This is a genomic window from Vibrio sp. Vb1337 (assembly GCF_033338715.1).
GTDB lineage: Bacteria > Pseudomonadota > Gammaproteobacteria > Enterobacterales > Vibrionaceae > Vibrio > Vibrio alginolyticus.
Genome location: NZ_JAWOTD010000017.1, coordinates 51546 through 76751, shown reverse-complemented (window position 1 = coordinate 76751; position 25206 = coordinate 51546). Strand labels below are relative to the sequence as shown.

The 25206-nt window shown below is 45.0% G+C and carries 30 protein-coding genes; 19 read left to right on the top strand and 11 right to left on the bottom strand.

Annotation, left to right across the window (positions count from 1 at the left end):
- The first annotated feature begins 365 nt into the window (after positions 1-365).
- From arcA to R7E42_RS17805, 6 genes are all read left to right on the top strand, one after another.
- The gene (arcA, locus tag R7E42_RS17830; protein WP_005381082.1) at positions 366-1586 is read left to right on the top strand and encodes an arginine deiminase; all 1221 of its coding nucleotides are present in this window, start codon (positions 366-368) and stop codon (positions 1584-1586) included.
- Between the two features lie 156 nt (positions 1587-1742).
- Entirely contained in the window at positions 1743-2747 is a 1005-nt protein-coding gene (locus R7E42_RS17825; RefSeq protein WP_104975634.1) for an ornithine carbamoyltransferase, read from the top strand.
- A gap of 99 nt (positions 2748-2846) precedes the next feature.
- On the top strand, positions 2847-2942 hold the full coding sequence (locus R7E42_RS17820) for a hypothetical protein (RefSeq protein ID WP_005381084.1): 96 nt from the start codon (positions 2847-2849) through the stop codon (positions 2940-2942).
- Between the two features lie 86 nt (positions 2943-3028).
- Positions 3029-3958 carry an aspartate carbamoyltransferase gene (gene pyrB / locus R7E42_RS17815; protein ID WP_137282515.1) on the top strand — a complete coding sequence of 310 codons (930 nt, stop codon included), beginning with the start codon at positions 3029-3031 and terminating at the stop codon, positions 3956-3958.
- A 15-nt stretch (positions 3959-3973) separates the two neighbouring features.
- Complete coding sequence (gene pyrI / locus R7E42_RS17810) at positions 3974-4435, top strand: aspartate carbamoyltransferase regulatory subunit (protein ID WP_005381086.1); 462 nt, start codon at positions 3974-3976, stop codon at positions 4433-4435.
- Positions 4436-4565: 130 nt separating this feature from the next.
- On the top strand, positions 4566-4955 hold the full coding sequence (locus tag R7E42_RS17805; RefSeq protein WP_005381087.1) for a RidA family protein: 390 nt from the start codon (positions 4566-4568) through the stop codon (positions 4953-4955).
- Between the two features lie 83 nt (positions 4956-5038).
- Here R7E42_RS17805 and R7E42_RS17800 read toward each other — a convergent pair whose 3' ends face one another.
- The 8 genes from R7E42_RS17800 to mlaF all read right to left on the bottom strand — a co-directional run bounded on the left by R7E42_RS17800 (position 5039) and on the right by mlaF (position 10480).
- Entirely contained in the window at positions 5039-5764 is a 726-nt protein-coding gene (locus tag R7E42_RS17800) for a 1-acylglycerol-3-phosphate O-acyltransferase (protein WP_005381088.1), read from the bottom strand.
- A gap of 155 nt (positions 5765-5919) precedes the next feature.
- Entirely contained in the window at positions 5920-7176 is a 1257-nt protein-coding gene (murA, locus tag R7E42_RS17795) for a UDP-N-acetylglucosamine 1-carboxyvinyltransferase (RefSeq protein ID WP_005388419.1), read from the bottom strand.
- 9 nt (positions 7177-7185) lie between these two features.
- Positions 7186-7440, bottom strand: coding sequence for a BolA family iron metabolism protein IbaG (gene ibaG, locus R7E42_RS17790; RefSeq protein ID WP_005381092.1), 255 nt, complete (start codon positions 7438-7440; stop codon positions 7186-7188).
- Between the two features lie 3 nt (positions 7441-7443).
- Positions 7444-7764: a lipid asymmetry maintenance protein MlaB gene (locus R7E42_RS17785; protein ID WP_025767617.1), complete on the bottom strand. Its 321-nt coding sequence runs from the start codon at positions 7762-7764 to the stop codon at positions 7444-7446.
- Entirely contained in the window at positions 7764-8402 is a 639-nt protein-coding gene (gene mlaC / locus R7E42_RS17780) for a phospholipid-binding protein MlaC (protein ID WP_005381098.1), read from the bottom strand. The genes R7E42_RS17785 and mlaC overlap by 1 nt, the downstream gene beginning before the upstream one ends.
- A gap of 2 nt (positions 8403-8404) precedes the next feature.
- Positions 8405-8893 carry an outer membrane lipid asymmetry maintenance protein MlaD gene (gene mlaD / locus R7E42_RS17775; RefSeq protein ID WP_005381099.1) on the bottom strand — a complete coding sequence of 163 codons (489 nt, stop codon included), beginning with the start codon at positions 8891-8893 and terminating at the stop codon, positions 8405-8407.
- A 2-nt stretch (positions 8894-8895) separates the two neighbouring features.
- Positions 8896-9687 carry a lipid asymmetry maintenance ABC transporter permease subunit MlaE gene (gene mlaE, locus R7E42_RS17770; RefSeq protein ID WP_005381100.1) on the bottom strand — a complete coding sequence of 264 codons (792 nt, stop codon included), beginning with the start codon at positions 9685-9687 and terminating at the stop codon, positions 8896-8898.
- A complete protein-coding gene (gene mlaF, locus R7E42_RS17765; protein WP_005388422.1) occupies positions 9677-10480 on the bottom strand; it encodes a phospholipid ABC transporter ATP-binding protein MlaF in 804 nt (267 codons plus the stop codon). Before mlaF ends, mlaE begins: the two co-directional genes overlap by 11 nt.
- 374 nt (positions 10481-10854) lie before the next feature.
- Between mlaF and R7E42_RS17760 the strand changes: the two genes are divergently transcribed.
- From R7E42_RS17760 to mgtE, 11 genes are all read left to right on the top strand, one after another.
- Positions 10855-11820: a calcium/sodium antiporter gene (locus R7E42_RS17760; RefSeq protein ID WP_005381102.1), complete on the top strand. Its 966-nt coding sequence runs from the start codon at positions 10855-10857 to the stop codon at positions 11818-11820.
- A 29-nt stretch (positions 11821-11849) separates the two neighbouring features.
- Complete coding sequence (gene kdsD / locus R7E42_RS17755) at positions 11850-12821, top strand: arabinose-5-phosphate isomerase KdsD (RefSeq protein WP_005381104.1); 972 nt, start codon at positions 11850-11852, stop codon at positions 12819-12821.
- An 86-nt stretch (positions 12822-12907) separates the two neighbouring features.
- Positions 12908-13471 carry an LPS export ABC transporter periplasmic protein LptC gene (lptC, locus tag R7E42_RS17750; protein ID WP_005381106.1) on the top strand — a complete coding sequence of 188 codons (564 nt, stop codon included), beginning with the start codon at positions 12908-12910 and terminating at the stop codon, positions 13469-13471.
- A complete protein-coding gene (gene lptA / locus R7E42_RS17745; protein ID WP_005381109.1) occupies positions 13452-13946 on the top strand; it encodes a lipopolysaccharide transport periplasmic protein LptA in 495 nt (164 codons plus the stop codon). Before lptC ends, lptA begins: the two co-directional genes overlap by 20 nt.
- A gap of 1 nt (position 13947) precedes the next feature.
- Positions 13948-14673, top strand: coding sequence for an LPS export ABC transporter ATP-binding protein (lptB, locus tag R7E42_RS17740; RefSeq protein WP_005381111.1), 726 nt, complete (start codon positions 13948-13950; stop codon positions 14671-14673).
- 50 nt (positions 14674-14723) lie between these two features.
- Positions 14724-16193, top strand: coding sequence for an RNA polymerase factor sigma-54 (locus R7E42_RS17735; RefSeq protein ID WP_005381112.1), 1470 nt, complete (start codon positions 14724-14726; stop codon positions 16191-16193).
- Positions 16194-16217: 24 nt separating this feature from the next.
- A complete protein-coding gene (gene hpf / locus R7E42_RS17730) occupies positions 16218-16505 on the top strand; it encodes a ribosome hibernation promoting factor (RefSeq protein ID WP_005381114.1) in 288 nt (95 codons plus the stop codon).
- A gap of 2 nt (positions 16506-16507) precedes the next feature.
- A complete protein-coding gene (gene ptsN / locus R7E42_RS17725) occupies positions 16508-16954 on the top strand; it encodes a PTS IIA-like nitrogen regulatory protein PtsN (protein WP_005381116.1) in 447 nt (148 codons plus the stop codon).
- Positions 16955-16968: 14 nt separating this feature from the next.
- Positions 16969-17832, top strand: coding sequence for an RNase adapter RapZ (gene rapZ, locus R7E42_RS17720; RefSeq protein WP_054577138.1), 864 nt, complete (start codon positions 16969-16971; stop codon positions 17830-17832).
- 2 nt (positions 17833-17834) lie between these two features.
- Positions 17835-18110, top strand: a complete 276-nt coding sequence (locus R7E42_RS17715) for an HPr family phosphocarrier protein (protein WP_005381120.1) — start codon at positions 17835-17837, stop codon at positions 18108-18110.
- Positions 18111-18258: 148 nt separating this feature from the next.
- Complete coding sequence (gene mgtE, locus R7E42_RS17710) at positions 18259-19617, top strand: magnesium transporter (protein ID WP_005381121.1); 1359 nt, start codon at positions 18259-18261, stop codon at positions 19615-19617.
- A gap of 64 nt (positions 19618-19681) precedes the next feature.
- Here mgtE and pmbA read toward each other — a convergent pair whose 3' ends face one another.
- On the bottom strand, positions 19682-21025 hold the full coding sequence (gene pmbA, locus R7E42_RS17705; RefSeq protein ID WP_005381122.1) for a metalloprotease PmbA: 1344 nt from the start codon (positions 21023-21025) through the stop codon (positions 19682-19684).
- A gap of 110 nt (positions 21026-21135) precedes the next feature.
- On the opposite strand from pmbA, the gene yjgA reads away from it, so the two are divergent.
- On the top strand, positions 21136-21663 hold the full coding sequence (gene yjgA / locus R7E42_RS17700) for a ribosome biogenesis factor YjgA (RefSeq protein WP_025767614.1): 528 nt from the start codon (positions 21136-21138) through the stop codon (positions 21661-21663).
- 89 nt (positions 21664-21752) lie between these two features.
- On the opposite strand, the gene R7E42_RS17695 is transcribed toward yjgA, so the two are convergent.
- Positions 21753-22715 carry a D-2-hydroxyacid dehydrogenase gene (locus R7E42_RS17695; RefSeq protein ID WP_318072889.1) on the bottom strand — a complete coding sequence of 321 codons (963 nt, stop codon included), beginning with the start codon at positions 22713-22715 and terminating at the stop codon, positions 21753-21755.
- A gap of 103 nt (positions 22716-22818) precedes the next feature.
- Positions 22819-23571 (bottom strand): bifunctional tRNA pseudouridine(32) synthase/23S rRNA pseudouridine(746) synthase RluA, encoded by a 753-nt coding sequence (rluA, locus tag R7E42_RS17690; protein WP_054575320.1) that lies wholly within the window; start codon positions 23569-23571, stop codon positions 22819-22821.
- 342 nt (positions 23572-23913) lie between these two features.
- Here rluA and R7E42_RS17685 point away from each other — a divergent pair, with 342 nt between their 5' ends.
- Positions 23914-25179, top strand: coding sequence for an NRAMP family divalent metal transporter (locus R7E42_RS17685; protein WP_025767611.1), 1266 nt, complete (start codon positions 23914-23916; stop codon positions 25177-25179).
- Positions 25180-25206: the final 27 nt, after the last annotated feature.

The window sequence follows — 25206 nt, the reverse complement described above, 5'->3', positions numbered from 1 at the left end:
TGACACTTAATGTGGTTATTTTCTCTTTCTATGCGTGTTTATGATGCTTTCTTGAATACACTCACGTGTAAAACGAAGAAGCATAACGAATAAATTCACTTTAATAATGCATAATTTAGAATAAAAATGCACGTTTTATGCACTGTGCGTGTATTCTTTCTCAACGGGAAAATTAGAATAAAAACGCACGCACTCTAATTTTAGTAAAATAGCATTTATATCTAATAATAAATTTCATAAGAATCAAAATAAAAATAAAAAACTCACAAAACCAGAAACACCAGAATATAAACAAAGCTTGATAACTTGCATCTTTCTAGGAAGCTTGTCATAACTAATGGCTGGAAAATTTGTAAGGATACAAAATGAGCAAGCTGTACGTTGGATCAGAAGTTGGTCAACTTCGACGAGTTCTATTAAATCGCCCTGAACGCGCCCTAACCCACTTAACTCCGTCAAACTGTCATGAGTTGCTATTTGATGACGTTCTTGCTGTAGAAGCGGCAGGTGAAGAGCACGATGCATTCGCACGTACGCTGCGCGAGCAAGACGTTGAAGTGCTTCTCCTCCACGATTTACTGGTCGAAACCCTCGCTGTTCCAGAAGCAAAACAATGGCTGCTGAACACTCAGATTTCTGACTTTCGCTACGGGCCAACATTTGCGCGAGACCTACGCCAATACTTTTCAGAAATGGATGATGAACATCTTGCCTGCATCTTTTTAGGTGGCTTAGCATACTCAGAGCTACCGATCTCCTCATCTTCTATGCTGCCAAAAATGAAGCGTCCTCTCGACTTTGTTATTGAGCCACTGCCTAATCACCTCTTTACTCGTGATACCTCATGTTGGGTTTATGGCGGCGTTTCTCTTAACCCGATGATGATGCCTGCACGCCAACGTGAAACAAACCACCTACGTGCGATTTATCGTTGGCACCCAATTTTTGCTGGCCAAGATTTTATCAAATACTTCGGTGACGATGATCTGCATTATGATAATGCTAATGTCGAAGGCGGTGATGTGTTGGTTATTGGTAAAGGTGCAGTTCTGATCGGTATGTCTGAGCGTACGACCGCGCAAGGCGTAGAGAACCTTGCAGCGAGCCTATTTAAAGCAGGCCAAGCGACCGAAGTGATTGCAATTGATCTGCCTAAACACCGCTCATGTATGCATTTAGACACCGTGATGACCCATATGGATGTAGATACTTTCTCTGTCTACCCAGAGATCATGCGCAAAGATCTCGACACATGGCGCTTAACACCAAAAGGCAACGGTGAAATGCATGTTGAAGCCTCACATAACTATCTGCACGCGATTGAGTCCGCTCTTGGCTTAGATCAGCTGAAAATCATCACCACTGGTGGCGACAGCTATGAAGCGGAACGCGAACAATGGAATGATGCCAATAACGTTCTAACTGTAAAACCGGGCGTAGTAATTGGTTACGAACGCAACGTATACACCAACGAAAAATACGATAAAGCTGGCATCAAAGTACTGACAGTACCTGGTAACGAGCTTGGTCGTGGTCGCGGTGGCGCTCGCTGTATGAGCTGTCCAATAGAGCGAGACGATATATAACTTACTCGTCCCTTTACATTAGGTGAATCAAAACTAAGGTTGATGTGAATACATCAACCTTTTTTAGCTTTATTTGAAAATAATTATTCACAATAAAAGCATTTATATGTTTTAATGAATTCTATTAATCTAATCACATGTACTAAGGGACGAGCTATGGCTTTCAATTTACGTAACCGCAACTTTTTGAAGCTATTGGACTTCTCAACCAAAGAAATCCAGTTTTTGCTCGAACTGTCTGCAGAGCTGAAAAAAGCTAAATATGCAGGAACAGAGCAGAAGAAACTTCAAGGTAAAAACATCGCACTAATCTTTGAGAAATCTTCGACTCGTACCCGATGTGCGTTTGAAGTCGCTGCCTTTGACCAAGGTGCTCAAGTCTCTTACATCGGCCCTTCTGGCTCGCAGATCGGTCATAAGGAATCGATGAAAGACACCGCTCGTGTTCTTGGTCGTATGTACGACGGGATTGAATACCGAGGCTTTGCCCAATCCATTGTTGAAGAGCTTGGTACGTATGCTGGTGTTCCAGTGTGGAATGGTTTAACGGATGAGTTCCACCCGACCCAGATCCTTGCTGACTTCCTGACCATGCAAGAGCACGGCCGTGGTAAACAGCTGCATGAAATAACCTTCGCTTACCTAGGTGATGCGCGCAACAACATGGGTAACTCACTTATGGTGGGCGCAGCGAAAATGGGCATGGACATTCGCCTTGTCGCGCCAAAAGCGTTCTGGCCTGAAGAAGAGCTCGTGGCAACTTGTCAAACTATCGCGCAACAAACCGGTGCAAAAATCACGTTAACAGAAAGCGTTGAGGAAGGTGTGAAAGGTTGTGACTTCCTATACACCGACGTTTGGGTGTCTATGGGTGAGTCTGCCGAGGCATGGGATGAACGTGTAGCGTTAATGACACCTTATCAAATCAATATGGACGTGATTGAGCAAACGGGTAATCCACATGTGAAATTCATGCACTGCCTTCCAGCTTTCCACAATGATGAAACCACCGTCGGCAAAGAAGTCGCTGAAAAATACGGTATGAAAGGCCTTGAAGTAACAGAAGAGGTATTTGAATCGGAATACTCCATCGTATTCGACGAAGCTGAAAACCGTATGCATACCATCAAAGCCGTGATGGTTGCGACGCTAGGAAGCTAAACCAGTGCGCAAAAACAGCCGATAAAAACCATGATGTAATCGCTTGCGCTCACGAAAGTTAAGCGTATAATGCTCGGCAATTTGTCTGAGGATTAAGAAATGACCACGCTGATTGCTGACGTAAAAACGCGATTTGCTCTCGCTAAGCGACTACGCTTACGTGGTGTTATTTTCGTTAATTCTATTGAATTTTAAAACCTCCCCATTGGGGAGGTTTTTTTATGTCCAAAATTCCTTTCGGTTATTTGGATGTAGTCATCAATGTTATAGGGAAGAAGATCATGGCGAACTCGCTTTACCAGAAGCACATCATCTCTATTCCAGAGCTTTCACGCGAAGAACTGGAACTTATCGTAGAAACAGCAGGTAGCCTTAAAAAAGCACCTCGACCAGAACTGATTAAAAACAAAGTCGTTGCAAGTTGTTTCTTTGAACCATCAACACGTACACGTTTATCGTTTGAAACAGCGATTCAGCGCATTGGTGGTGACGTGATTGGCTTTGATAATGATGGTAATACCTCTCTGGCGAAAAAAGGCGAAACACTCGCAGATTCAGTACAAGTCATCTCTTCTTACGTCGATGCCTTTGTGATGCGTCATCCACAAGAAGGCGCCGCTCGCTTGGCATCTGAATTTTCAAATGGCGTGCCAGTGATCAACGCGGGCGACGGTGCAAACCAACACCCAACTCAAACGCTACTCGACCTATACACCATCGCGGAAACACAAGGGCGTCTAGACAACCTGAACGTCGCATTCGTAGGTGACCTAAAATATGGCCGCACAGTGCACTCACTGACTCAAGCCTTAGCAAAGTTTAACAACATCCGCTTCTTCTTTGTTGCACCAGATGCGCTGGCAATGCCAGATTACATCTGCGAAGAACTAGACGAATCTGGCATTCAATATAGCCTACACACAGACATGGAAAGTGTGATTCCTGAACTGGATATTCTGTACATGACACGCGTACAGAAAGAACGCTTTGACGAATCGGAATACGCTCATATTAAGTCGGCTTACATCCTAACGGCGGCACTACTAGAAGGCGCGCGTGAGAACTTGAAAGTACTGCACCCACTACCACGTGTGGATGAAATCACAACTGATGTTGATAAAACGCCTCATGCTTACTTCTTCCAGCAAGCTCAAAATGGCGTGTATGCTCGCCAAGCACTGCTGGCGCTTGTTCTAAACGAAACACTGTAATCGAGGGGAAAAATCATGGCTAAAGAAACTCAATTGCAGGTAGAAGCAATCAAAAATGGTACGGTCATCGACCACATCCCTGCGCAAATCGGCATCAAAGTATTAAGACTGTTCGATATGCACAATTCATCACAACGCGTAACGATTGGACTGAACTTGCCATCATCAGCACTCGGTCATAAAGATCTACTCAAAATCGAAAATGTGTTTATCAATGAAGAGCAAGCGAGCAAGCTAGCGTTGTATGCTCCTCACGCGACCGTGAATCAAATCGAGAATTATGAAGTGGTGAAAAAGCTCGCGTTAGAGCTTCCTGAGCGCATCAATGATGTATTTGAATGCCCGAATTCAAACTGTATTTCTCATAATGAACCAGTAGAAAGCAGCTTTAGCGTGTTCGAGAAAAAACAAGAAATCCGCCTAAAGTGTAAATACTGCGAGAAAGTGTTCTCACGCGAGATCGTAACCGAGCGATAAACACGCCGCACGACTAGGCTGTGATACGTTTAAAATACCCTGCAATGTCAGGGTATTTTGCTCTTTACCTACCGAGGGTTTAGAGGCAAACTGAGAATCTTTATTCCCTACAACTGATGGAAAAAATCAAATGACGAAAGTACTTCACACTGAGTCTGCACCAGCAGCAATCGGTCCTTACGTTCAAGGCGTAGATCTAGGTAACATGGTTCTTACTTCTGGCCAAATCCCAGTAAACCCAGCGACAGGTGAAGTGTCTGCTGATATCGCAGAACAAGCTCGTCAGTCTCTAGAAAACGTAAAGGCTGTAGTTGAATCTTCAGGTCTTAAAGTATCTGATATTGTAAAGCTAACGGTTTTTGTTAAAGACCTAAATGACTTTGGCACGGTGAACGAAGTTTACGGCAAGTTCTTTGATGAGCACGGCGTAGCAAACTACCCTGCACGCTCTTGTGTAGAAGTGGCTCGCCTACCAAAAGATGTTGGCATCGAGATTGAAGCAATCGCTGTTCGCAAATAATTGCACTTGCTGACAAACAAAAAAACAGGTAGCTCAGGCTACCCGTTTTTTATTGTCTTTTCGTGATGATATCGCAGTAAAACTTAAGCAGCGTTGCGCTGTTTGACTTCTTCATCTAACGATTCAAGCTTCTCTTTCATCTGTTCACGACAGATATTCGCTAACTCGCGAATGCCCTCTTTACCATAGCCTTCAGTGCTGATTGGAGGTAGCATTTCAACAATCACATGACCATTGTTCCAACGGTTCAGCTTAATTTTATTCGTCGAGCTACATACGATAGGAATGATTGGCACACCTGCACCAATTGCCGCATGAAAAGCACCTGTTTTGAATGGCAGCAAACCACGCCCACGAGAACGCGTGCCTTCTGGGAACATCCACACAGAAACATCACTTTCTTTCATGCTGCTCACGACCTGATCGATAGTACCTTTTGCTTTAGAACGATTCGCTCGGTCAATCAGAATGTTACCCGTAAGCCAGTAAAGCTGGCCAAACAGTGGCATCCAAGCCAAGCTCTTTTTACCTACTGTCACAACTTTCGGAGTCACAGCCGCAGAAACAGTAAACATGTCCCAGTTGTTCTGGTGGTTAGCAATGTAAACATGTTGGCCGCGTGAATACGCATCTTCAGGGATACGCAACTCTAACTTAATCCCAAACACACGAGACATCTTGGCAAACAAACGGCCAAAAGTGAAAACGTGCTTAGGGTTTCTAGGGCTTAATAGGCAGTAACCACAACCACCAATAAACATAACAATCGCAAAGATAGCGACAGCAAATACACGTAACAGTGCAATCATTCTTGTTCTCCAGGAACCGGCTTTTGCCAGATACAGCTATTAATATCTCTCTTTCCATAAAGGGAAAATATGGTCATGAGAGTGATATAAAAAAGCCGAAACTCAGGTTTCGGCTCTCTTGATATCCAAGTTACCTGCGGTGCAGTTTAACTTGCCTAGCTCACTCGCTCAATATTTGCGCCAAGTGCAGCCAGTTTATTTTCGATTTTGTCGTAACCACGGTCGATATGGTAAATACGATCAACGACGGTTTCGCCTTTAGCAATGCAACCTGCAATAACCAAACTAGCCGAAGCTCGTAGATCGGTTGCCATCACTTGCGCACCGCTGAGTGACTCAACATCACCACAGATAACCGTATTGCCTTCGATCTCAGCTTTAGCGCCCATACGCATGAGTTCTGGTACGTGCATAAAGCGGTTTTCAAAGATAGTCTCTGTGATCACGCCGCCACCTTTCGCCATCATGTTCAGAAGCGTAAATTGAGCTTGCATATCCGTCGGGAAACCAGGATGTGGCGCAGTACGTACACTTACCGCTTTTAGCTCGCGGTCGGTCATATCAACGGAGATCCAGTCTTCCCCCGTTTCGACAAGCGCGCCAGCTTCTTCCAGCTTGGCAAGAACCGCTTCAAGCAAATGAGCATTAGTGTTGCGACATACCACTTTACCGCCAGATACTGCTGCTGCGACAAGGAATGTTCCCGTCTCAATACGGTCAGCAACCACGTTGTGTTTACAACCGCCTAGGCGCTCAACACCTTCAATCGTAATGGTATCTGTGCCAGCGCCAGAGATTTTTGCGCCAAGCTTATTTAGGAAATCAGCGGTATCGACGATTTCAGGCTCACGCGCAGCGTTATCTAGTGTTGTTGTGCCTTCCGCCAGCGCTGCGGCACACATGATGGTGATCGTCGCGCCTACGCTGACTTTATCCATCACGATGTGCGCGCCTTTTAGACGACCATCCACTTCTGCTTTCACATAACCATCTTCTAATGTAATGGTTGCGCCAAGCTGCTCTAAACCAGAAATATGCAGATCCACAGGACGGGCACCGATGGCACAACCGCCTGGTAAAGAAACCTGACCTTGACCAAAGCGCGCCACCAAAGGACCTAAAGCCCAAATAGAAGCACGCATGGTTTTCACCAAATCATAAGGCGCGCAGTATTCTGTAATACTGCTTGGGTCAACATGAACAGAGCCATTGCGGCTTACTTTCGCGCCTAAACGCTTAAGCAATTCCATGGTTGTATCGATATCACGAAGGTGTGGTACGTTTGCCACTTCTACTGGCTCTTCCGCCAAGATAGACGCAAATAAAATCGGCAGTGCTGCGTTTTTTGCACCTGAAATGGTCACTTCACCAACTAGTGGTTTATCTGACCCAATAACTCGAAACTTTTCCATCAATAAACCTTAAAGCGACATCAATTTCTTATCACGAGCCCACTCTTCTGGTGTGAACGCTTTGATTGATAATGCGTGAATGTCGTTACGCTGGATGTATTCCATCAGAGGAGCATAAATTAGCTGCTGCTTCTTAACGCGGCTCATTCCATCGAAACAAGCATCAACAGCAACCACTTCATAGTGGCTACCTTCACCTTTCACATGCACTTCTTGAAGGTTTAGTGCTTCTTCTAATAACTGTTGTACTTTTGCGCTATCCACAATTTACCCCTGATAATTCTGTACGTGTTTGGCCACTAAAGATTCAACATTGCTCAGTTGAAACAAAGTGCGCAGTTGCGCCGGCACGAAACTGAGCATTATATGACAGTTTTGCTTTTTTGCATGCTCTAATAAGTGGATTAACATCACCATTCCTGCAGAGTCGACTCGCTCTATCTCTTTTAGCGAGCATTCCAGCTCCGATTGAGCAGGTTGCCATTGCTGTGCATACGCCCACAATGAAGGCACTGTATCTCTATCAAGTGCCCCTGTTAGCTTAAGAATGTTTTGATCCAATTGCCACTGAGCGGGAGTCTGGGCCATTATTTCTTCGCCTCGAAGCGGATCGGTTCTGCGGCCAATTTTTCTAAGTCTTTAGCAACAGATAGAATGCCTTCTTGACGAATTTTACTGTTCCATTCGGATTGTTTACTAGAAAGCAAACTAATGCCCTCTGCAATCATATCGAATGCTTCCCACTCACCAGACTGGTTGTCTTTACGCAGTTTAAACTCAAGTTTGATGTTTGGACGCGGAGTATCGATGATATCAACTTTAATGCTTGTAATACGCTTAGAGTCATCAATGCTAGGCTCAGGACCAAACTCAATTTTTTGGTCAGAGTATTGCGTCAACACTTGTGCATAAGACGCAATCAGGTACGCACGAAATGCATCGATAAACTCAAGTACATCTTCACGCTTAGCACCTTTTAAGTTTGGACCAAGAAGTTTTAACCCTGCATATCGGTAGTTGACGTAAGGCATTAGCTCTTCTTCAACGATCACTTTAAGTAAATTTGGATCTTGTTTGATTTTCGGCTGTTCGGCTTTCAATCTTTCGAACGTGACTTCAGCTACTTGCTTCATCATCTTATAAGGTTCAGTTTTATCCACCTCGGCTGCTGTTGCTCCAAAAACGCTAAACACAGCACAAACTGAAAGTAGTAATCTCGCTAACATAGTTATTCCTTACTTGAGTCGTCTGAACCACCTACGCTGTATAGTACTTGACCAATTAAGTCTTCAAGCACAAGCGCCGATTTGGTGTCTTCGATGGTATCACCATCCACCAGCATGACTTCATCATCAAAAACGAAGCCAGGTACTAAACCAATGTATTGCTCACCAATCAGGCCAGATGTCAAAATTTGTACGCTCGACGTTTCTGGGAACTGATTGTATTTGCTATTGATAGATAGTGTTACAACTGGCAATAAGTTATCTGGGTTAAGCGAAATACTACTTACTCGACCAATCACAACGCCCCCCACTTTTACGGGAGAACGAACTTTTAAACTGCCAATATTATCGAACTCGGCTTTGAGGGTATAAGTATCACCAGAGCCAATGCTTTTTACGTCAGCAACTTGAAAAATCATCACAAGAATCGCGCAAATTCCCGCTAATACAAAGCTGCCAACCCATAATTCAGTTTTACGTGTTTGTTGCATGATTAATTCCCAAACATCAATGCGGTCAGTACAAAGTCTAATCCTAGTACTGCTAAAGAAGAATGCACAACAGTGCGCGTAGTTGCTCGGCTGATCCCTTCCGATGTTGGAATAGCATCATAACCGTTAAATAGAGCGACCCAAGTAACCGTAATTGCAAACGCAAAACATTTGATCATACTGTTACCAATGTCTTGCCCTAGCTCAACAGAGGACTGCATCGCTGACCAAAAACTGCCGTGATCAACGCCTTTCCAGTCAACACCAACAAGCTGAGCGCCCCAAATTCCCACAGCCATGAAAATCATAGCCAGTAAAGGCATTGAGATAACCCCAGCCCAAAACCGTGGTGCAATCACTCGTTTCAATGGGTCTACCGCCATCATTTCAAGGCTAGACAGTTGTTCCGTTGCTTTCATTAGACCTATCTCTGCGGTTAACGCAGAACCGGCACGACCAGCAAACAAAAGTGCAGTAACAACGGGTCCTAATTCACGGAGTAACGAAAGCGCTACCATTTGCCCCAAACTGCCTTCTGCGCCGTAATCCACCAACACAACATAGCCTTGTAGACTCAAAACCATTCCAATGAACAGACCAGATACGACGATGATCGCCAGCGACTGAACACCAACAGAATAAAGTTGCTTAACAAGCAGAGGAAAGCTTCTGATCGGTTGTGGCTTAGAAAATAGCGCCCCAATCAACATGAAAGTCGCACGACCAAATGCTCCGCAAATAGAAAGCGTGCGTCGACCCAGCGAGGCGACAAAGTGAATGAAGTTATCGACCATCAAATAAGTCCTTTTCGATACTTTGAGAAGGGAAACGAAACGGTACAGGACCGTCGGCATCACCTTGTAAGAACTGCTGGACACGAGGATCAGAGTTTTGAGTCAGCTCTTCTGGCGTACCATAGGCGATGATTTTTCCATCAGCCATCAGGTATACCCAGTCAGCAATACTCATGACTTCAGGTACGTCGTGAGAAACCACAATAGAGGTCAAACCTAACGCTTGGTTTAGATTGCTAATTAGCTCAACCAAAACGCCCATAGTGATTGGGTCTTGCCCCACAAACGGCTCATCGTACATGATCAGGTCAGGATCAAGTGCGATTGCACGAGCCAAAGCAGCGCGTCTTGCCATACCACCTGAAAGCTCACTCGGCATTAATTGCGCCGCGCCGCGCAGACCGACAGCTTCGAGCTTGAGTAACACCATGGTGCGAATCAAATCTTCCGATAAATCGGTATGCTCTCTCAATGGAAAGGCGACATTATCAAAAACATTCAAATCAGTGAATAAAGCCCCTGACTGGAACAACATGCTCATTTTCTTTCGAGCATGGTAGAGTTTTTTACGCGAGAGAGAGGGAATATTGTCGCCATCAAACCAGATCTCTCCTTGCTCGGGATACAACTGACCACCAATCAAACGCAGCAGTGTTGTTTTACCAATTCCCGATGGTCCCATAATGGCCGTCACTTTGCCCTCAGGAACATGCAGATCAATATCATCAAAGATCATGCGTTCTCCCCGTGAAAAAGTGAGGTTGTTCACGGTGACTAAATCGTTGTTCGACATATCATCTCTTCTACTGTAGGAGCGTTGCAACTCACGGAATCATCAAGCAGATACTCATCGGAGTTGAATTCTACGTTTAATAAAGTAACGTCGGTACATTTATTAGGCTGCAATCATAAGCACATTGGCGTTGAATTTAAAGCACTGTTCAATTAAATAAAGTCGAGTATATCCCTGCAATTTCTCATGGTTTATGACCGAATTAGCACGAAGTGTTTAAATCCTAGACCAGAATTGCTCATTTAAATGAGTGAGATTTACATACATTTTCGTTACTAACCTTTAATTTATTCTTCGTTTATCTTCCATTTTAGGCCGCAAAAGGTCAAAATTAGCGGTTATTCATTTTACTTATTTAATACTTAGGAATTCTCATGCTCGAAGCCGTTGCGTTGCTTATAGTCGGTCTTGTTTTGCTTGTTTGGAGTGCAGATAAACTTGTTTTTGGCTCTGCAGCGATAGCCCGCAACGTCGGTATTTCCCCGCTTGTCATCGGCATGACAATCCTCGCGATGGGCTCATCCGCCCCTGAGATGATGGTATCTGCAACCGCTGCTTGGGATGGCAAAACAGATACAGCGGTGGGTAACGTATTAGGCTCAAACATAGCGAACATTGCGTTAATCCTAGGTATTACAGCGCTGATCAAGCCTTTGTCGATTAGCTCCGCCGTCATCCGCCGAGAACTTCCACTCATGATAGCCGTAACCGTACTCGCTGGTATTCTGCTTTGGAATAGCCATCTCGGTTTTTATGAGGGTGTCTTATTGTTTGTACTCTTTGGGGCATTTTTATTTGCTATGTTGCAAATCAGCCGCAAAGAGCAAAAATCAGGTGATGTTTTTCTTGATGACCAAGAGTCAGAGATCCCTGAAGGCGTCAGTAACCCTAAAGCAATCATGTGGGTGGTTATTGGCTTGATACTGCTTCCTTTGGCAGCCAGCATGCTGGTTGATAACGCGGTAATTATTGCTAAACACTTTGGTATGAGCGACCTTGTTATCGGTCTAACTATTATCGCCATTGGCACTAGCCTGCCTGAACTGGCCGCATCACTTGCGGGAGTTTTAAAGGGTGAAGACGACATGGCTGTCGGTAACATTATCGGTTCGAATGTGTTTAACATTCTGGCGGTAATGGGGATTCCTGGCATCATTAATCCATCGGTGCTCAGTGAGTACGCGATGGGACGTGACTTCTGGGTCATGTTAGGCGTTTCATTGTTACTTGTCGCGATGTGTTTGGGTAAATCACGCAGTATTAACCGTATTGAAGGTGCCATCTTGTTTGTGTGCTTCTTAGGTTACCAAGTGTACTTATTCGCAAACATGACCGCTTAATTACCACGATCAATAAGTAGAGATCTGATATGTCCAATCAATTTGATTTTCGCGCTGCTGCTAAACAAGTTCTTGATATCGAAGTTGCTGCTCTGCAAGAGCTAGATACCTACTTTGATGATCAATTTGAAAAAGCGTGTGAACTTATCCTTTCCAACAACGGCAAAGTTGTCGTTATGGGTATTGGCAAGTCAGGCCATATTGGTAACAAGATTGCCGCCACTCTAGCAAGCACTGGGACTTCGGCGTTTTTCGTTCATCCAGGCGAAGCCGCACATGGTGACTTGGGTATGATTAGCCCTGGTGACATTGTGCTGGCAATTTCTAACTCTGGTGAATCAAACGAAATTCTGTCTCTATTTCCAGTATTAAAGCGCCTGAATATTAAGATCATCAGCATGACAGGTAAGCCAGAATCAAATATGGCCAAGCTGTCTGACTTACACCTGCAAATTACGGTACCTCAAGAAGCTTGTCCGTTAGGCCTGGCGCCAACTAGCAGTACGACTGCCACATTAGTGATGGGAGATGCATTAGCCGTAGCTCTGCTTCAAGCTCGTGGTTTTTCTGCCGAAGATTTTGCCCTATCTCACCCAGGTGGTGCACTGGGGAGAAAACTGCTACTTAAGTTGTCTGATATTATGCACTTTGGAGAAGCGTTACCTAAAGTTTCTCCTGACGCATTAATTCGCGATGCCCTGCTTGAAATTTCAGAAAAGGGGTTAGGCATGACAGCCATCGTCGATGAGCACGATGCTATGCTTGGTATATTCACCGATGGTGATTTACGTCGTACCTTAGACAAGCGTATCGATATTCATACGACGGCAATTGGCGAGGTCATGACGACAAACCCAACCACAGCACACCCTGATATGCTGGCGGTTGAAGGTTTGAACTTGATGCAGAATAAAAACATTAACGCTCTGATTTTATGTAAAGACGAAAAAATTGTGGGTGCACTGAACATGCACGATTTACTAAAAGCTGGCGTGATGTAATATCAGCACAAACATTTAAATCATTTATTAGACGAATCAAGGCAATGGTCAGGGAAGTACTGAGCTAAACGATAGGCCTTCATTATATGAGTTTTACTCGCCTTATTTATTTGCTCTTGATCTTCGTTGTAGCGTGGTGCGGTTATTACCTACTAACCCCTAAAGGCAACGACGCAATTCAAGTAGCACCAGATTCTGAACTGCCCATGTTCAGTGGTTCTGGATTAGAAAACATCACCTACGGTGAAGATGGTGTCCGCAGTTACATCATTCGCTCCACTAACTTAGACCATTATGCTAAGAGTGGAGATACTATTTTTAATAACCCGACTTTGATGGTTTACCGTGAAGGTAGCGTCATTGAATGGAAGGTGACTGCCACAAGAGCAGTGTTAGATGAAGACCAAGTTTTGACTTTATATGACAAAGTCTTAATGCAAAATCTTCTGCCTGGTGCGAGTTTTGATACCATGGCAACAGACAAATTGGTCATTAATCTAACCAATCGTGATTTTAAAGCTGACCAACAAGTGATGTTGGTTGGACCACAATTTGAAACTACTGGAGGCGCAATGCAAGGCAACTTAAAACAGCATACTGCGACTCTGACAGATGAAGTTCAAGGTCGATATGAAACCGTTACACCTTAGCCTACTGGCACTGGTATTGGCGGCGCCTCAAGCGCTGGCACTCAAGTCGGATACTCAACAGCCGGTTTACATAAACTCTGACACCCAACAGGTTGATATGAAGAGTAACCAGGTTGTTTTTGAAGGCGATGTATCTCTTAAGCAAGGGAGCATCAATATCGATGCTGATAGAATCGTGGTAACTCGCGATCCTAAAACCGAAGCAATTAAACAGATTCAAGCATTTGGTAAACCTGCGAAGTTTTCTCAGCTGATGGACGATGGTAAAACACTTAGTGGTCAAGCTACGGAGTTGGATTACCGTATTTCTACAGACGAACTGACCATGAAAGGTCAAGCGCAGCTGGCGCAAGACAACAACACCATCAAAGGTTCTTCGATTCGTTACCAAATTGGTAAACAAAAGCTAGTCGCAGATAGCTCTAAGGAAGAGCGCGTTACGACCATTTTGCAACCCAATCAGATAGAGAACTAATATGGCAGTACTGAGTGCGAAAAACTTGGCGAAAAGCTACAAAAAACGCAAAGTCGTCACTGATGTTAGCTTAGAAGTTGAATCTGGTCAGATTGTTGGGCTGCTCGGTCCAAACGGTGCGGGTAAAACCACCTCGTTTTACATGATTGTCGGCTTAGTACCTCGCGATGAAGGCACCATTACCATTGACGACAATGACATCAGTATTTTGCCGATGCATAGCCGTTCACGACTTGGCATTGGCTATCTTCCGCAAGAAGCGTCGATTTTCCGTAAGCTTTCAGTAGAAGATAACATCATGGCCGTACTTGAAACTCGTCAAGAAATGACGAGGGAAGAGCGCCAAGATAAACTGGAAGATTTGTTGGAAGAATTCCACATCCAGCACATCAGAACCAGTGCTGGTATGGCACTATCAGGGGGTGAACGACGCAGGGTGGAAATCGCTCGAGCTTTAGCGGCTAACCCTCAGTTCATTTTATTGGATGAACCTTTCGCTGGTGTTGACCCAATTTCGGTTAATGACATCAAGAAAATCATTGAGCATCTGCGCGATCGTGGTCTCGGAGTGTTAATCACTGACCATAATGTACGTGAAACACTGGACGTATGTGAAAAAGCCTATATCGTGAGCCAAGGGCACCTAATTGCATCGGGAACTCCGGCAGAAGTTCTCAATAATGAACAGGTGAAACAAGTTTATCTCGGCGAACAATTCCGTCTATGATTATATTAGGAACGGTAAGATTCTGAGCATTACAAGGTAAGTAACACTGAATGAAACCTTCATTACAACTCAAGCTAGGTCAGCAGTTAGCCATGACGCCACAGTTGCAGCAAGCGATTCGCTTATTGCAATTGTCGACACTCGATCTTCAACAAGAAATCCAAGAAGCGTTGGACTCAAACCCATTATTGGAAGTTGAAGAAGGCCAAGACGAGCCTCTAGCAAACGGTGAAGATAAGTCAGCGGTCGAGGCTGCTGATAGCAACAGTGCTAGCGAACCAACAGAAATTGACGTTCCAGATAGCTCCGATGTGATAGAGAAATCAGAAATTAGCTCTGAACTTGAAATCGACACGACTTGGGATGACGTCTACAGCGCGAATACTGGTAGCACTGGCTTAGCTCTTGATGATGATATGCCCGTCTACCAGGGCGAAACCACTGAATCATTACATGATTACCTCATGTGGCAGCTTGACCTAACACCATTCAGTGAAACCGACCGCACGATTGCATTAGCGATTATTGACGCTGTTGACGACTACGGCTATTTAACTTTGTCGCCTGAAGAGATTCATGAGAGCTTCGATAATGAAGAGATAGAGTTAGACGAAGTAGAAGCTGTTCGTAAACGCATTCAACAATTCGATCCTCTTGGCGTTGCATCGCGTAACTTACAAGAATGTTTGTTACTGCAACTGACGACCTTCCCAGAAGACACGCCGTGGCTTGCTGAAGCCAAAATGATACTTGCGGATCATATTGATCACCTAGGCAACCGAGACTACAAGCTCGTCATCAAAGAGACTAAGCTGAAAGAAGCCGATCTTCGTGAAGTCTTAAAGCTTATCCAACAGTTAGATCCTCGTCCAGGTAGTCGCATCACTCCTGATGATACCGAGTACGTAATTCCAGACGTATCCGTTTTTAAAGACAATGGCAAATGGACCGTTTCTATAAACCCGGATAGCGTGCCAAAATTAAAAGTAAATCAACAATATGCTCAATTAGGCAAAGGTAATAGCGCGGATAGCCAGTACATCCGCAGCAATTTGCAAGAGGCAAAATGGTTAATTAAGAGCTTAGAGAGTAGAAACGAGACGCTACTCAAAGTTGCAAGATGTATTGTTGAACATCAACAAGATTTCTTCGAGTATGGTGAGGAAGCCATGAAGCCAATGGTACTCAATGATGTCGCTTTGGCTGTGGACATGCATGAATCCACGATTTCTCGTGTAACAACGCAAAAGTTTATGCATACACCACGTGGTATTTTTGAATTGAAGTACTTCTTCTCTAGCCATGTTAGTACTGACAACGGCGGAGAATGTTCGTCAACAGCAATTCGTGCACTCATTAAAAAACTGGTCGCAGCAGAGAATACTGCCAAACCACTGAGTGATAGCAAGATTGCTGCTCTTCTGGCTGACCAAGGGATTCAGGTCGCAAGACGTACGATAGCCAAATATCGCGAATCCTTGGGAATTGCCCCTTCAAGTCAGCGTAAACGCCTATTATAAGGCACTAACTGAAAAGGAAAGTCTATGCAAATCAATATTCAAGGCCATCACGTTGATCTTACCGATTCAATGCAAGACTATGTAAATTCTAAGTTTCAGAAGCTCGAAAGGTTCTTCGACCATATCAATCAAGTGCATGTTGTACTAAAAGTTGAAAAAATTACTCAAATCGCGGAAGCTACGCTTCACATAAATCAAGGCGAAATCCACGCATCAGCCGATGACGAAAATATGTATGCCGCGATCGATTCGCTGGTAGATAAATTGGTTCGCCAACTTAATAAGCACAAAGAAAAACTAAACAGTCATTAATCATGCAACTGAGCGAAATACTGTCATTGGACTGCACCAAAAGTGCGGTCCACTGCACGAGTAAAAAACGCGCCCTTGAAATGATCAGCCGTATCGTGGCTGATCAAACGGGCCAAGATTCTACCGAGCTGTTCGAATGCATGCTCAATAGAGAAAAAATGGGCAGTACCGGTATCGGAAACGGTATTGCGATCCCTCACGCGAGAATGCAATCAAGCGACAAGGCCATTGCTGTCTTACTGCAATGTGATGAAGCAATCGAATTTGATGCGATTGACAATCGACCTGTCGATCTTCTTTTTGCGCTCCTTGTACCAGAAGAACAGTGCAAAGAGCACCTCAAGACTCTATCCTCTATGGCAGAACGTCTGAGCGATAAGCAAGTATTGAAACTACTGCGTAATGCTCAGAGTGATGAAGAACTTTACGACATCATGATTCACCAATAAGCAGGACTAACTCCATGCGACTAATCGTTGTTAGCGGGCACTCAGGTGCCGGTAAAAGTATTGCGCTTCGTGTACTGGAAGACTTAGGTTACTACTGTGTTGATAACCTGCCAGTTAACTTGCTGGACGCATTTGTTCATTCTGTTGCTGACAGCAAACAGAATGTTGCAGTCAGCATTGATATTCGTAATATTCCTAAAAAGCTAAAAGAACTGACGAGTACACTAGAACAGTTAAAAACTGAGCTTGATGTGACCGTGCTTTTCTTGGACGCTAATAAAGAAACGCTACTCAAACGCTACAGCGAAACACGCCGAATTCACCCGTTATCTTTAGGTGGCACCTCCCTCTCGCTCGATCAAGCCATCGAGCGTGAGAAGCAAATTTTGACGCCACTCAAAGCGCATGCAGATCTGGTCCTAAATAGTAGTGGGCAGTCTTTGCATGAATTGAGTGAAACCGTGCGTATGCGCGTTGAAGGCAGAGATCGCAAAGGGCTCGTTATGGTATTTGAGTCTTTTGGTTTTAAATACGGCCTGCCTTCCGATGCCGATTACGTATTTGACGTTCGCTTCTTACCTAACCCACATTGGGAACCAGCACTACGCCCGCTTACAGGTCTGGATGCTCCTATCGCCGCATTTTTAGAGCAACACCAATCGGTGTTAAGTTTGAAATATCAAATTGAAAGCTTTATAGAGAATTGGTTACCTCTGCTTGAGAAAAACAACCGCAGCTACCTGACCGTTGCAATCGGTTGTACTGGTGGTAAGCACCGCTCGGTGTACTTAACTCAGCAAATCGGTGAATACTTCTCCAACAAAGGACACCAAGTACAAATTCGCCATACCTCACTAGAGAAAAACGCTAAGGAGTAGCCGTGGAGTTAAGTCGTAAAGTATTGATTCAAAACCGCCTTGGCTTACATGCTCGTGCAGCAGTCAAACTGGTCGAACTGGCACAGAGCTTTGAAGCGGTCATCACCATCGACAATGAAGAAGACAAAACCGCCACAGCAGACAGCGTAATGGGCCTGTTAATGCTAGAGTCCGCTCAAGGACAATACGTCACGATCCACGCAACGGGTGGGCAAGCGGAAGAAGCACTGGATGCCGTTTGCCATTTGATCGAAGATAAATTTGATGAAGGCGAGTAGTTTACTCGCTTTTTTCTTACCTCCCATTATCTTTCTCTTCCCTGACCTAATAAATAAATTTGCTTAGTATCATAAGTTGTTATTAAAAGGCGCCTAGAATTAAGTTATTATTCAACGCATTGTAAATATCAGGAATTGGGAGGAATGAATGGCAGAGCAAATTGAATTCGACCAAGCTCACCAAGCCCTCCAAGAAGTCACAGAAGCGCTAGAAAATGGTCGCTTCGTCCATGTTCGTCGTCAATTACAGGACATGGAACCTGAGGATATCGCTCACCTTTTAGAAGCCTCCCCACGGAAGAGCCGTGAAGTTCTTTGGCAACTCACCGACCCTGAAGATTATGGTGAAATCCTTGACGAGCTGAACGAAGACGTCAAAGACAGCCTCGTATCCAAAATGGCACCAGAAGCGCTTGCAGAAGCGACAGAAGGCATGGATACCGATGACGTGGCTTACGTACTGCGTAGCTTGCCTGACAACCTGTCACGCGAAGTCCTGTCGCAAATGGACTCCTCTGACCGTCTACGGGTCGAAACCGCCCTATCCTACCCAGAAGACACTGCGGGTGGACTGATGAACACCGACGTCATCACAATTCGTGGTGACGTCGATGTGGACGTAGTTTTGCGTTATCTACGTATGAAAGGCGAGCTTCCAGAAGCTACGGATGCCCTGTATGTGATCGATGAAGAGAGTAAGCTCATCGGTGAACTGCCGATCACGACGCTTATTACCACTCAGCCAGACGTAAAAATCATTGATGTAATGGAAGACGCGGACGAGGCCATCACCGTCGATACTAGCGACTCAGATGTTGCGAGTCTGTTCGAACGCCGTAATTGGGTATCTGCACCTGTTGTTGATGAAAACTTGCATTTGGTCGGTCGTATCACCATCGATGACGTGGTTGACGTTATTCGTGAAGACGCGGAACACTCGATGATGAGTATGGCGGGTATGGACGATGACGAAGATACTTTCGCGCCTGTTGTAAAATCAGCTCGCAAACGCAGTATCTGGCTTGGCGCTAACGTATTAGCCGCCCTTGCTGCTGCTTCCGTTTCTAACATGTTTGAGGCCACATTAGACCAAATGGCCGCCATTGCGGTATTGATGACGATTGTTCCGTCCATGGGTGGTGTCGCTGGTAACCAAACCGTCGCACTAGTGATTCGTGGTCTTGCTCTTGGTCATATCGGTGACTCAAACAAACGCGAACTGTTAATGAAAGAAGCCTCGATCGGCTTACTCAACGGTATCATGTGGGCGCTGATTATTGGTGGTATTGTTGTTGCTTGGAAAGGTAACTGGATGCTCGGAGGAATCATTTCCGCCGCCATGCTGACCAACTTATTGGTCGCAGGTATTGCAGGAGTAACGATTCCAATCCTTTTGAAAAAAATGAACATCGATCCTGCTTTAGCTGGTGGTATGGCATTAACAACGGTGACGGATGTGATTGGTTTATCTGTCTTCTTAGGGCTTGCCACAATACTGATTACCTAACAGAAAAAACGAAAAAGCCTGATGAACACATCAGGCTTTTTTGATTCTGAATTGCTAGAAAAGCTTATTCACCCGCCACTTTCATGGTATCCAGTAGGATAGAGCCCGTTTGGATTTGTGAGCGCGTTTCAATATCACTACCAACCGCCACAATCTTGGTGAACATGTCTTTTAGATTACCTGCGATGGTAATTTCTGATACTGGGTATTGGATTTCGCCATTCTCAACCCAGAAGCCTGCGGCACCGCGAGAGTAATCCCCCGTTACCACGTTCACACCTTGTCCCATGACTTCTGTCACTAGAAGACCAGTACCGAGCTCTTTAAGCATTTGTTCGAAGTTTTGGCCTGTCGACTTCACGTACCAGTTATGAATCCCACCAGCGTGACCTGTCGGCGTCATCTTCATTTTACGTGCGGCATAACTGGTTAACAGATAAGTTGCTAGCACACCGTCAGTAATGATCTCACGGTCTTGAGTGTACACACCTTCACTATCGAATGGACTTGATGCCAAACCACGCAATACATGCGGACGTTCTGAGATATTGAACCATTCAGGAAGCACTTGTTTGCCTAGATGGTCAAGTAAGAAAGAAGATTTTCGGTACAGGTTACCACCGCTGATCGCCATAACGAGATGGCCAATCAAGCCTGTCGCAACATCAGCCGCAAACATGATTGGGTATTGACCTGTTTTTAGACGCTGCGCATCTAAGCGGTTAACCGTATTCTCTGCCGCCTTACGACCCACCGTTTCTGGGGTCCATAAGTCATCACGATGACGTGCCACGGTGTAGCTGTAATCACGTTCCATCTCGCCGTTTTGACCAACGCCAATTACACAACAGCTAGTACTATGGCGGCTAGACGCATAACTAGCTAATAAGCCATGGCTATTGCCATACACTTTCACGCCGTAATGACTATCATAACTCGCGCCATCACTTTGTTTGATTGCACTGTTATAACTTAGCGCCTCTTTTTCTGCTGCAATCGCCACATTGGCAGCATAGTCTGGATCGGGTGCGTCAGGGTGGAAAAGATCAAGCTCAGGGATATCTTGCACCATGTATTCTTTTGCTGCAGGGCCTGCAAATGGGTCTTCAGATGTGTAATGTGCAATATCTAGCGCCGCTATAACGGTTTGCTCGATTGCCGCTTCACTTAAATCAGACGTGGAAGCACTGCCTTTGCGTTGACCTCGGTAAACGGTAATGCCCAGCGCACCATCGCTGTTGAACTCGACATTCTCTACTTCACCCATACGAGTTGAAACACTTAAACCAGTGCTTTTAGTAATTGCGACTTCGGCGGCGTCAGATTTTGCCGATGCAAGCTTTAAGGCTCTTGCGACGGCTTGCTCTAGCTCGGTACGTTGCTCAGCAACCTGCTGTTTAATATCCATTGTCTTTCACATCTTGTCTTTGATGAACAATAGGATAACAAGAATTTCGCTTTCTCCCCATGATTCTTGTTAAAATAGTCATAATATTAATCAAAACACAGGCAACTGAAATGGCACGTAAGAATCAAAAAGCGCCATGGGAACCAGAAGAAGAGATCATCTGGGTAAGTAAATCCGAGATGAAGCGAGACATGGAAGAACTGCAAAAGCTAGGTGAGGAGCTTGTCGGCCTCAAACCTTCAGTTCTAGAAAAGTTTCCATTGAGCGAAGATTTGCGAGAAGCAATTGCTGACGCGCAACGCTTTAAAAATGAAGCGCGTCGTCGCCAATTACAACGTATTGGTAAATTGATGCGTTACGAAGATCCAGAGCCAATCCAAGCCGCACTGGATAAAATTCGTAATAAGCACTCTCAATTAACGGCGGTATTCCACAAACTTGAAGCGTTGCGTGATCGCGTAGTGGAAGAAGGTGACAAAGCCATTGATGACGTAATGGAAATGTACCCAGAAGCGGATCGTCAGCGTCTACGCCAACTTGCTCGCCAAGCAGCGAAAGAGAGAAAAGCTGGGAAACCAGCAAAAGCGTACCGCGAAATCTTTCAGATCCTTAAAGGTCTAAACGAAGAAGAGTTTTAATTCGACGGCTCAAGCAATGAGCATTCGATTTAAACGCAAAAAGCAGACGTCAATGTCTGCTTTTTTTATCTTTGGTTTTACAGTCAGCGTTACACTAAGCGATTAACGCGGTCTCCGCGCTCGAAAGCGTTAATGTTCTCAATCAAGATTTCCGCTAAACGTTGGATAGATGAGTCGCTGCCCCATGCAACATGCGGTGTCAGTAACAAATTAGGTAAACTCATATTGGCAATCAGCGGATTGCTCTCATCAGCCGGTTCTTGTGTAAAAACATCAAAACCAGCCGCTGCAATTTCTTGCTGTTTTAAGGCATCCACCAGTGCGCTCTCATCCACCAAACCTCCACGCCCTGTATTAATCAAAATGGCGTTGGACTTCATTTGTTGCAACTCTGCTTGACCAATTAAATTCTGAGTATGATCGTTGAGCGAGCAATGCAAGGTCAGCGCATCGGAGCGTTTTAATACTTCCTCAAACGACACATAACCTGGTCTACATTCTGCCGCCCCTTTACGCTCAGAAAACAAGACGGTCATTCCTAACGCTTGAGCCAGATTCGCCGTCGCTTGCCCTAGTGCCCCACTACCAACAACACCTAACGTGCTACCACCAATATCCCCGATTGGGTGAGTAAAAAAACAAAACTGCTGGTTACGCTGCCACTCACCTGCGGCAATATCTTGGTGGTACCCAAATAAATTCCGTCTTAAAGCGAATAACATTGCCATCACGTGCTCGGGCACCGAACGCGTCGCGTAACCACGTACATTAGCAACCGCAATATCATGATTAGCACAGTAGTTCACATCGACGTTGTTAAAACCAGTTGCGGCAACCGCGATCATCCGTAATTTTGGTAGTTGCTCTAATACATGTTGGTCAAGCAGGACTTTATTGCTAATCACGACATCGGCATCGGCTAACCTTTCTATTACCTGCCCAGGCGCAGTTAGGTCGTACTCACGCCAGTGGTGCGGAAAGCTAGGTCGTGGGATCTCAATATGTTCTGGGATGGTCGCTCGGTCTAAAAATACGATGCTTGGCAAAGACATAACAACTCCTTGTTCACGGCTGAAAGACAGGATACATCAACCACAGTAACGAAATAGCCAAAAATAGCGAACTAGAAAGAACCGTTGTTGAGTGCAATTGGCATTAAGGGTGTGGCAACGTTTTATAATCAGGCAATGTACGCTCTGGCGAAAAATAGTTAAAGATCATCGCCTCGGCTTCAGAATAAAAGTCACAGGGTACAAAAATACTGCTCAGCTGACCCGTAGCTGGATGATAAAAACTTAGCTCCGCAGCGTGCAACTCTAAACGTTCTGAAAACTGATACGCCTCTTCGCTTGCATAAAACTCATCACCCACAATCGCATGACCAATCGCCATCAAATGCACGCGTAACTGATGCGATCGACCAGTAATGGGCAGTAGTCGCACAACGGTCGTATGGGTGCCATCAGGGTGCACTTCACGCTTCACTACTTGGAATAAAGTTTGAGATGGTTTGCCGTCGTCAAAACATACTTTTTGTCGTGGACGATTTGGCCAATCACAAATTAATGGAAGATCAATATTCCCTTCTTGCGGCTCAACATGCCCCCACACACGTGCGTAATACACCTTGTGAGTGAGGCGATATTGGAACTGCTTTTTTAATGCTCGCTCCGCGGGTTTGTTTTTCGCCAGCAACATCAACCCTGATGTCGACATATCCAAGCGATGCACAACTTGAATTTCTGGATGCAACTCTTTGAGGCGGCTCCACATGCTGTCGTAATGCTCTGCAAGGCGACCAGGGACAGACAGCAGCCCTGATGGCTTATTCACTGCCAGAATGTCGTCATCCTCAAAAACGATATCAACCCAAGGGTCGGTGGGAGGGGTATATTCAAGCATTGCCATGGGAGATCTCTACAAAATAAAAACGCCGCGATTATATACCCAAATAGCACCCAGATGCAGGATTCTGAAGAAAAGTTCAACCCAATAAAACAAAGTCAATCCTTTAGCATAAAAACTAAAAATAGCACGTTGTAAATTTAGTTTGACAACAAGACGCATAACTGAATAGAGTGCTAGATGCACACAGCATGGTATTCGCAAAGAATACTTAAAATAAATACACCAAAACACAGCATTTAAAAGACATTACCGTTGCGCAGTATAGGGCGATCGCTCAGCTTGTCATGTACTGCGGTATGTATCTCTTTAGAAAGATACATAAGATAAAAAGGACAATAAGCAATGGACTCCGCCGTTATAGATAAACCCCAATCCAAACTTTCCTTATTTTTTCGTTCGCTAGGCCCCGGCATATTAATGGCATCTGCTGCGGTCGGTGGCTCTCACCTCGTGGCATCAACCAAGGCTGGTGCGATTTATGGTTGGCAATTGGCTGCACTGATTCTGCTCGTAAACCTGTTTAAATACCCTTTTTTCCGAGCGGGCGTACAGTACACCATGGGGACAGGGCTGACCTTGGTTGAGGGCTACGCGAAATTAGGTCGGCCTTATCTATGGCTATTTCTATTTCTGAGCGTGGTATCGGCCGTCATCAATACCGCCGCTTTGTTGATGTTTAGCGCTAGCTTGCTGGGCTACTTCATTCCGTTTTCACTATCAATGGCATCACTCAGTATCATTGTGATTGTCACCTGCCTGATTATATTATTTGCTGGCCATTACAAAGCGCTCGATACGCTATCTAAGGTGATCATGTCGGTGTTAACCATCGCGACTTTACTCGCTGTTTCTATCGCCGTTGGTAACCCTGTTGAGCAAGTAGCCAACTTCGAGCCGCCATCACCTTGGTCTATTGCGGCTATTGGTTTTATCGTCGTGACAATGGGGTGGATGCCTGCACCGATTGAGATCTCCTGTTTAACCTCAGCGTGGCTAAAACGCCAATCAAGCCAGCAAGAAGTAACATACCGCTCTGCTCTATTTGACTTTAATGTCGGTTATATTGGCACGGCGTTTCTTGCCATTATCTTTGTATCGCTAGGCTCTTTGATGCTTTATGGATCTGGCGTTGCGCTTGAAAGTTCTGGTGTTGGCTTCTCCCACCAATTGGTTGGCTTATATGCGGCAACGATTGGCGAATGGTCTCGTTACTTGATCGCGGTAATTGCGTTTTTCTGTATCTTTGGCAGCACGATTACCGTTATTGATGGCTATTCGCGCGTTATTTCGGATTCTCAACGCCTACTGCGCTCGCAACCAGACACTAACCCTCAAACCACTTCAGCGATCATGCTGGTAGTCTCCTTACTTGCATTGGGTATTGTGGTTTTCTGGGCTTCTGCGTTATTGCCTATGCTGAACTTTGCGATGATCCTCGCCTTTATGACCACGCCATTCTTTGCTCTGCTAAATTACACCTTAGTGAGCAAAACTGAGTTACCGGAGCCTTTGGCTGTTGGACCTAAACTAAAGTGGTTATCGATTGCGGGCCTGATTTACTTGTTTGGCTTCTTGGCTGTGTTTATCTGGTGGAAGTGGTTGATGTAAATGAGGTAGCTATCAGTGATTAATGCA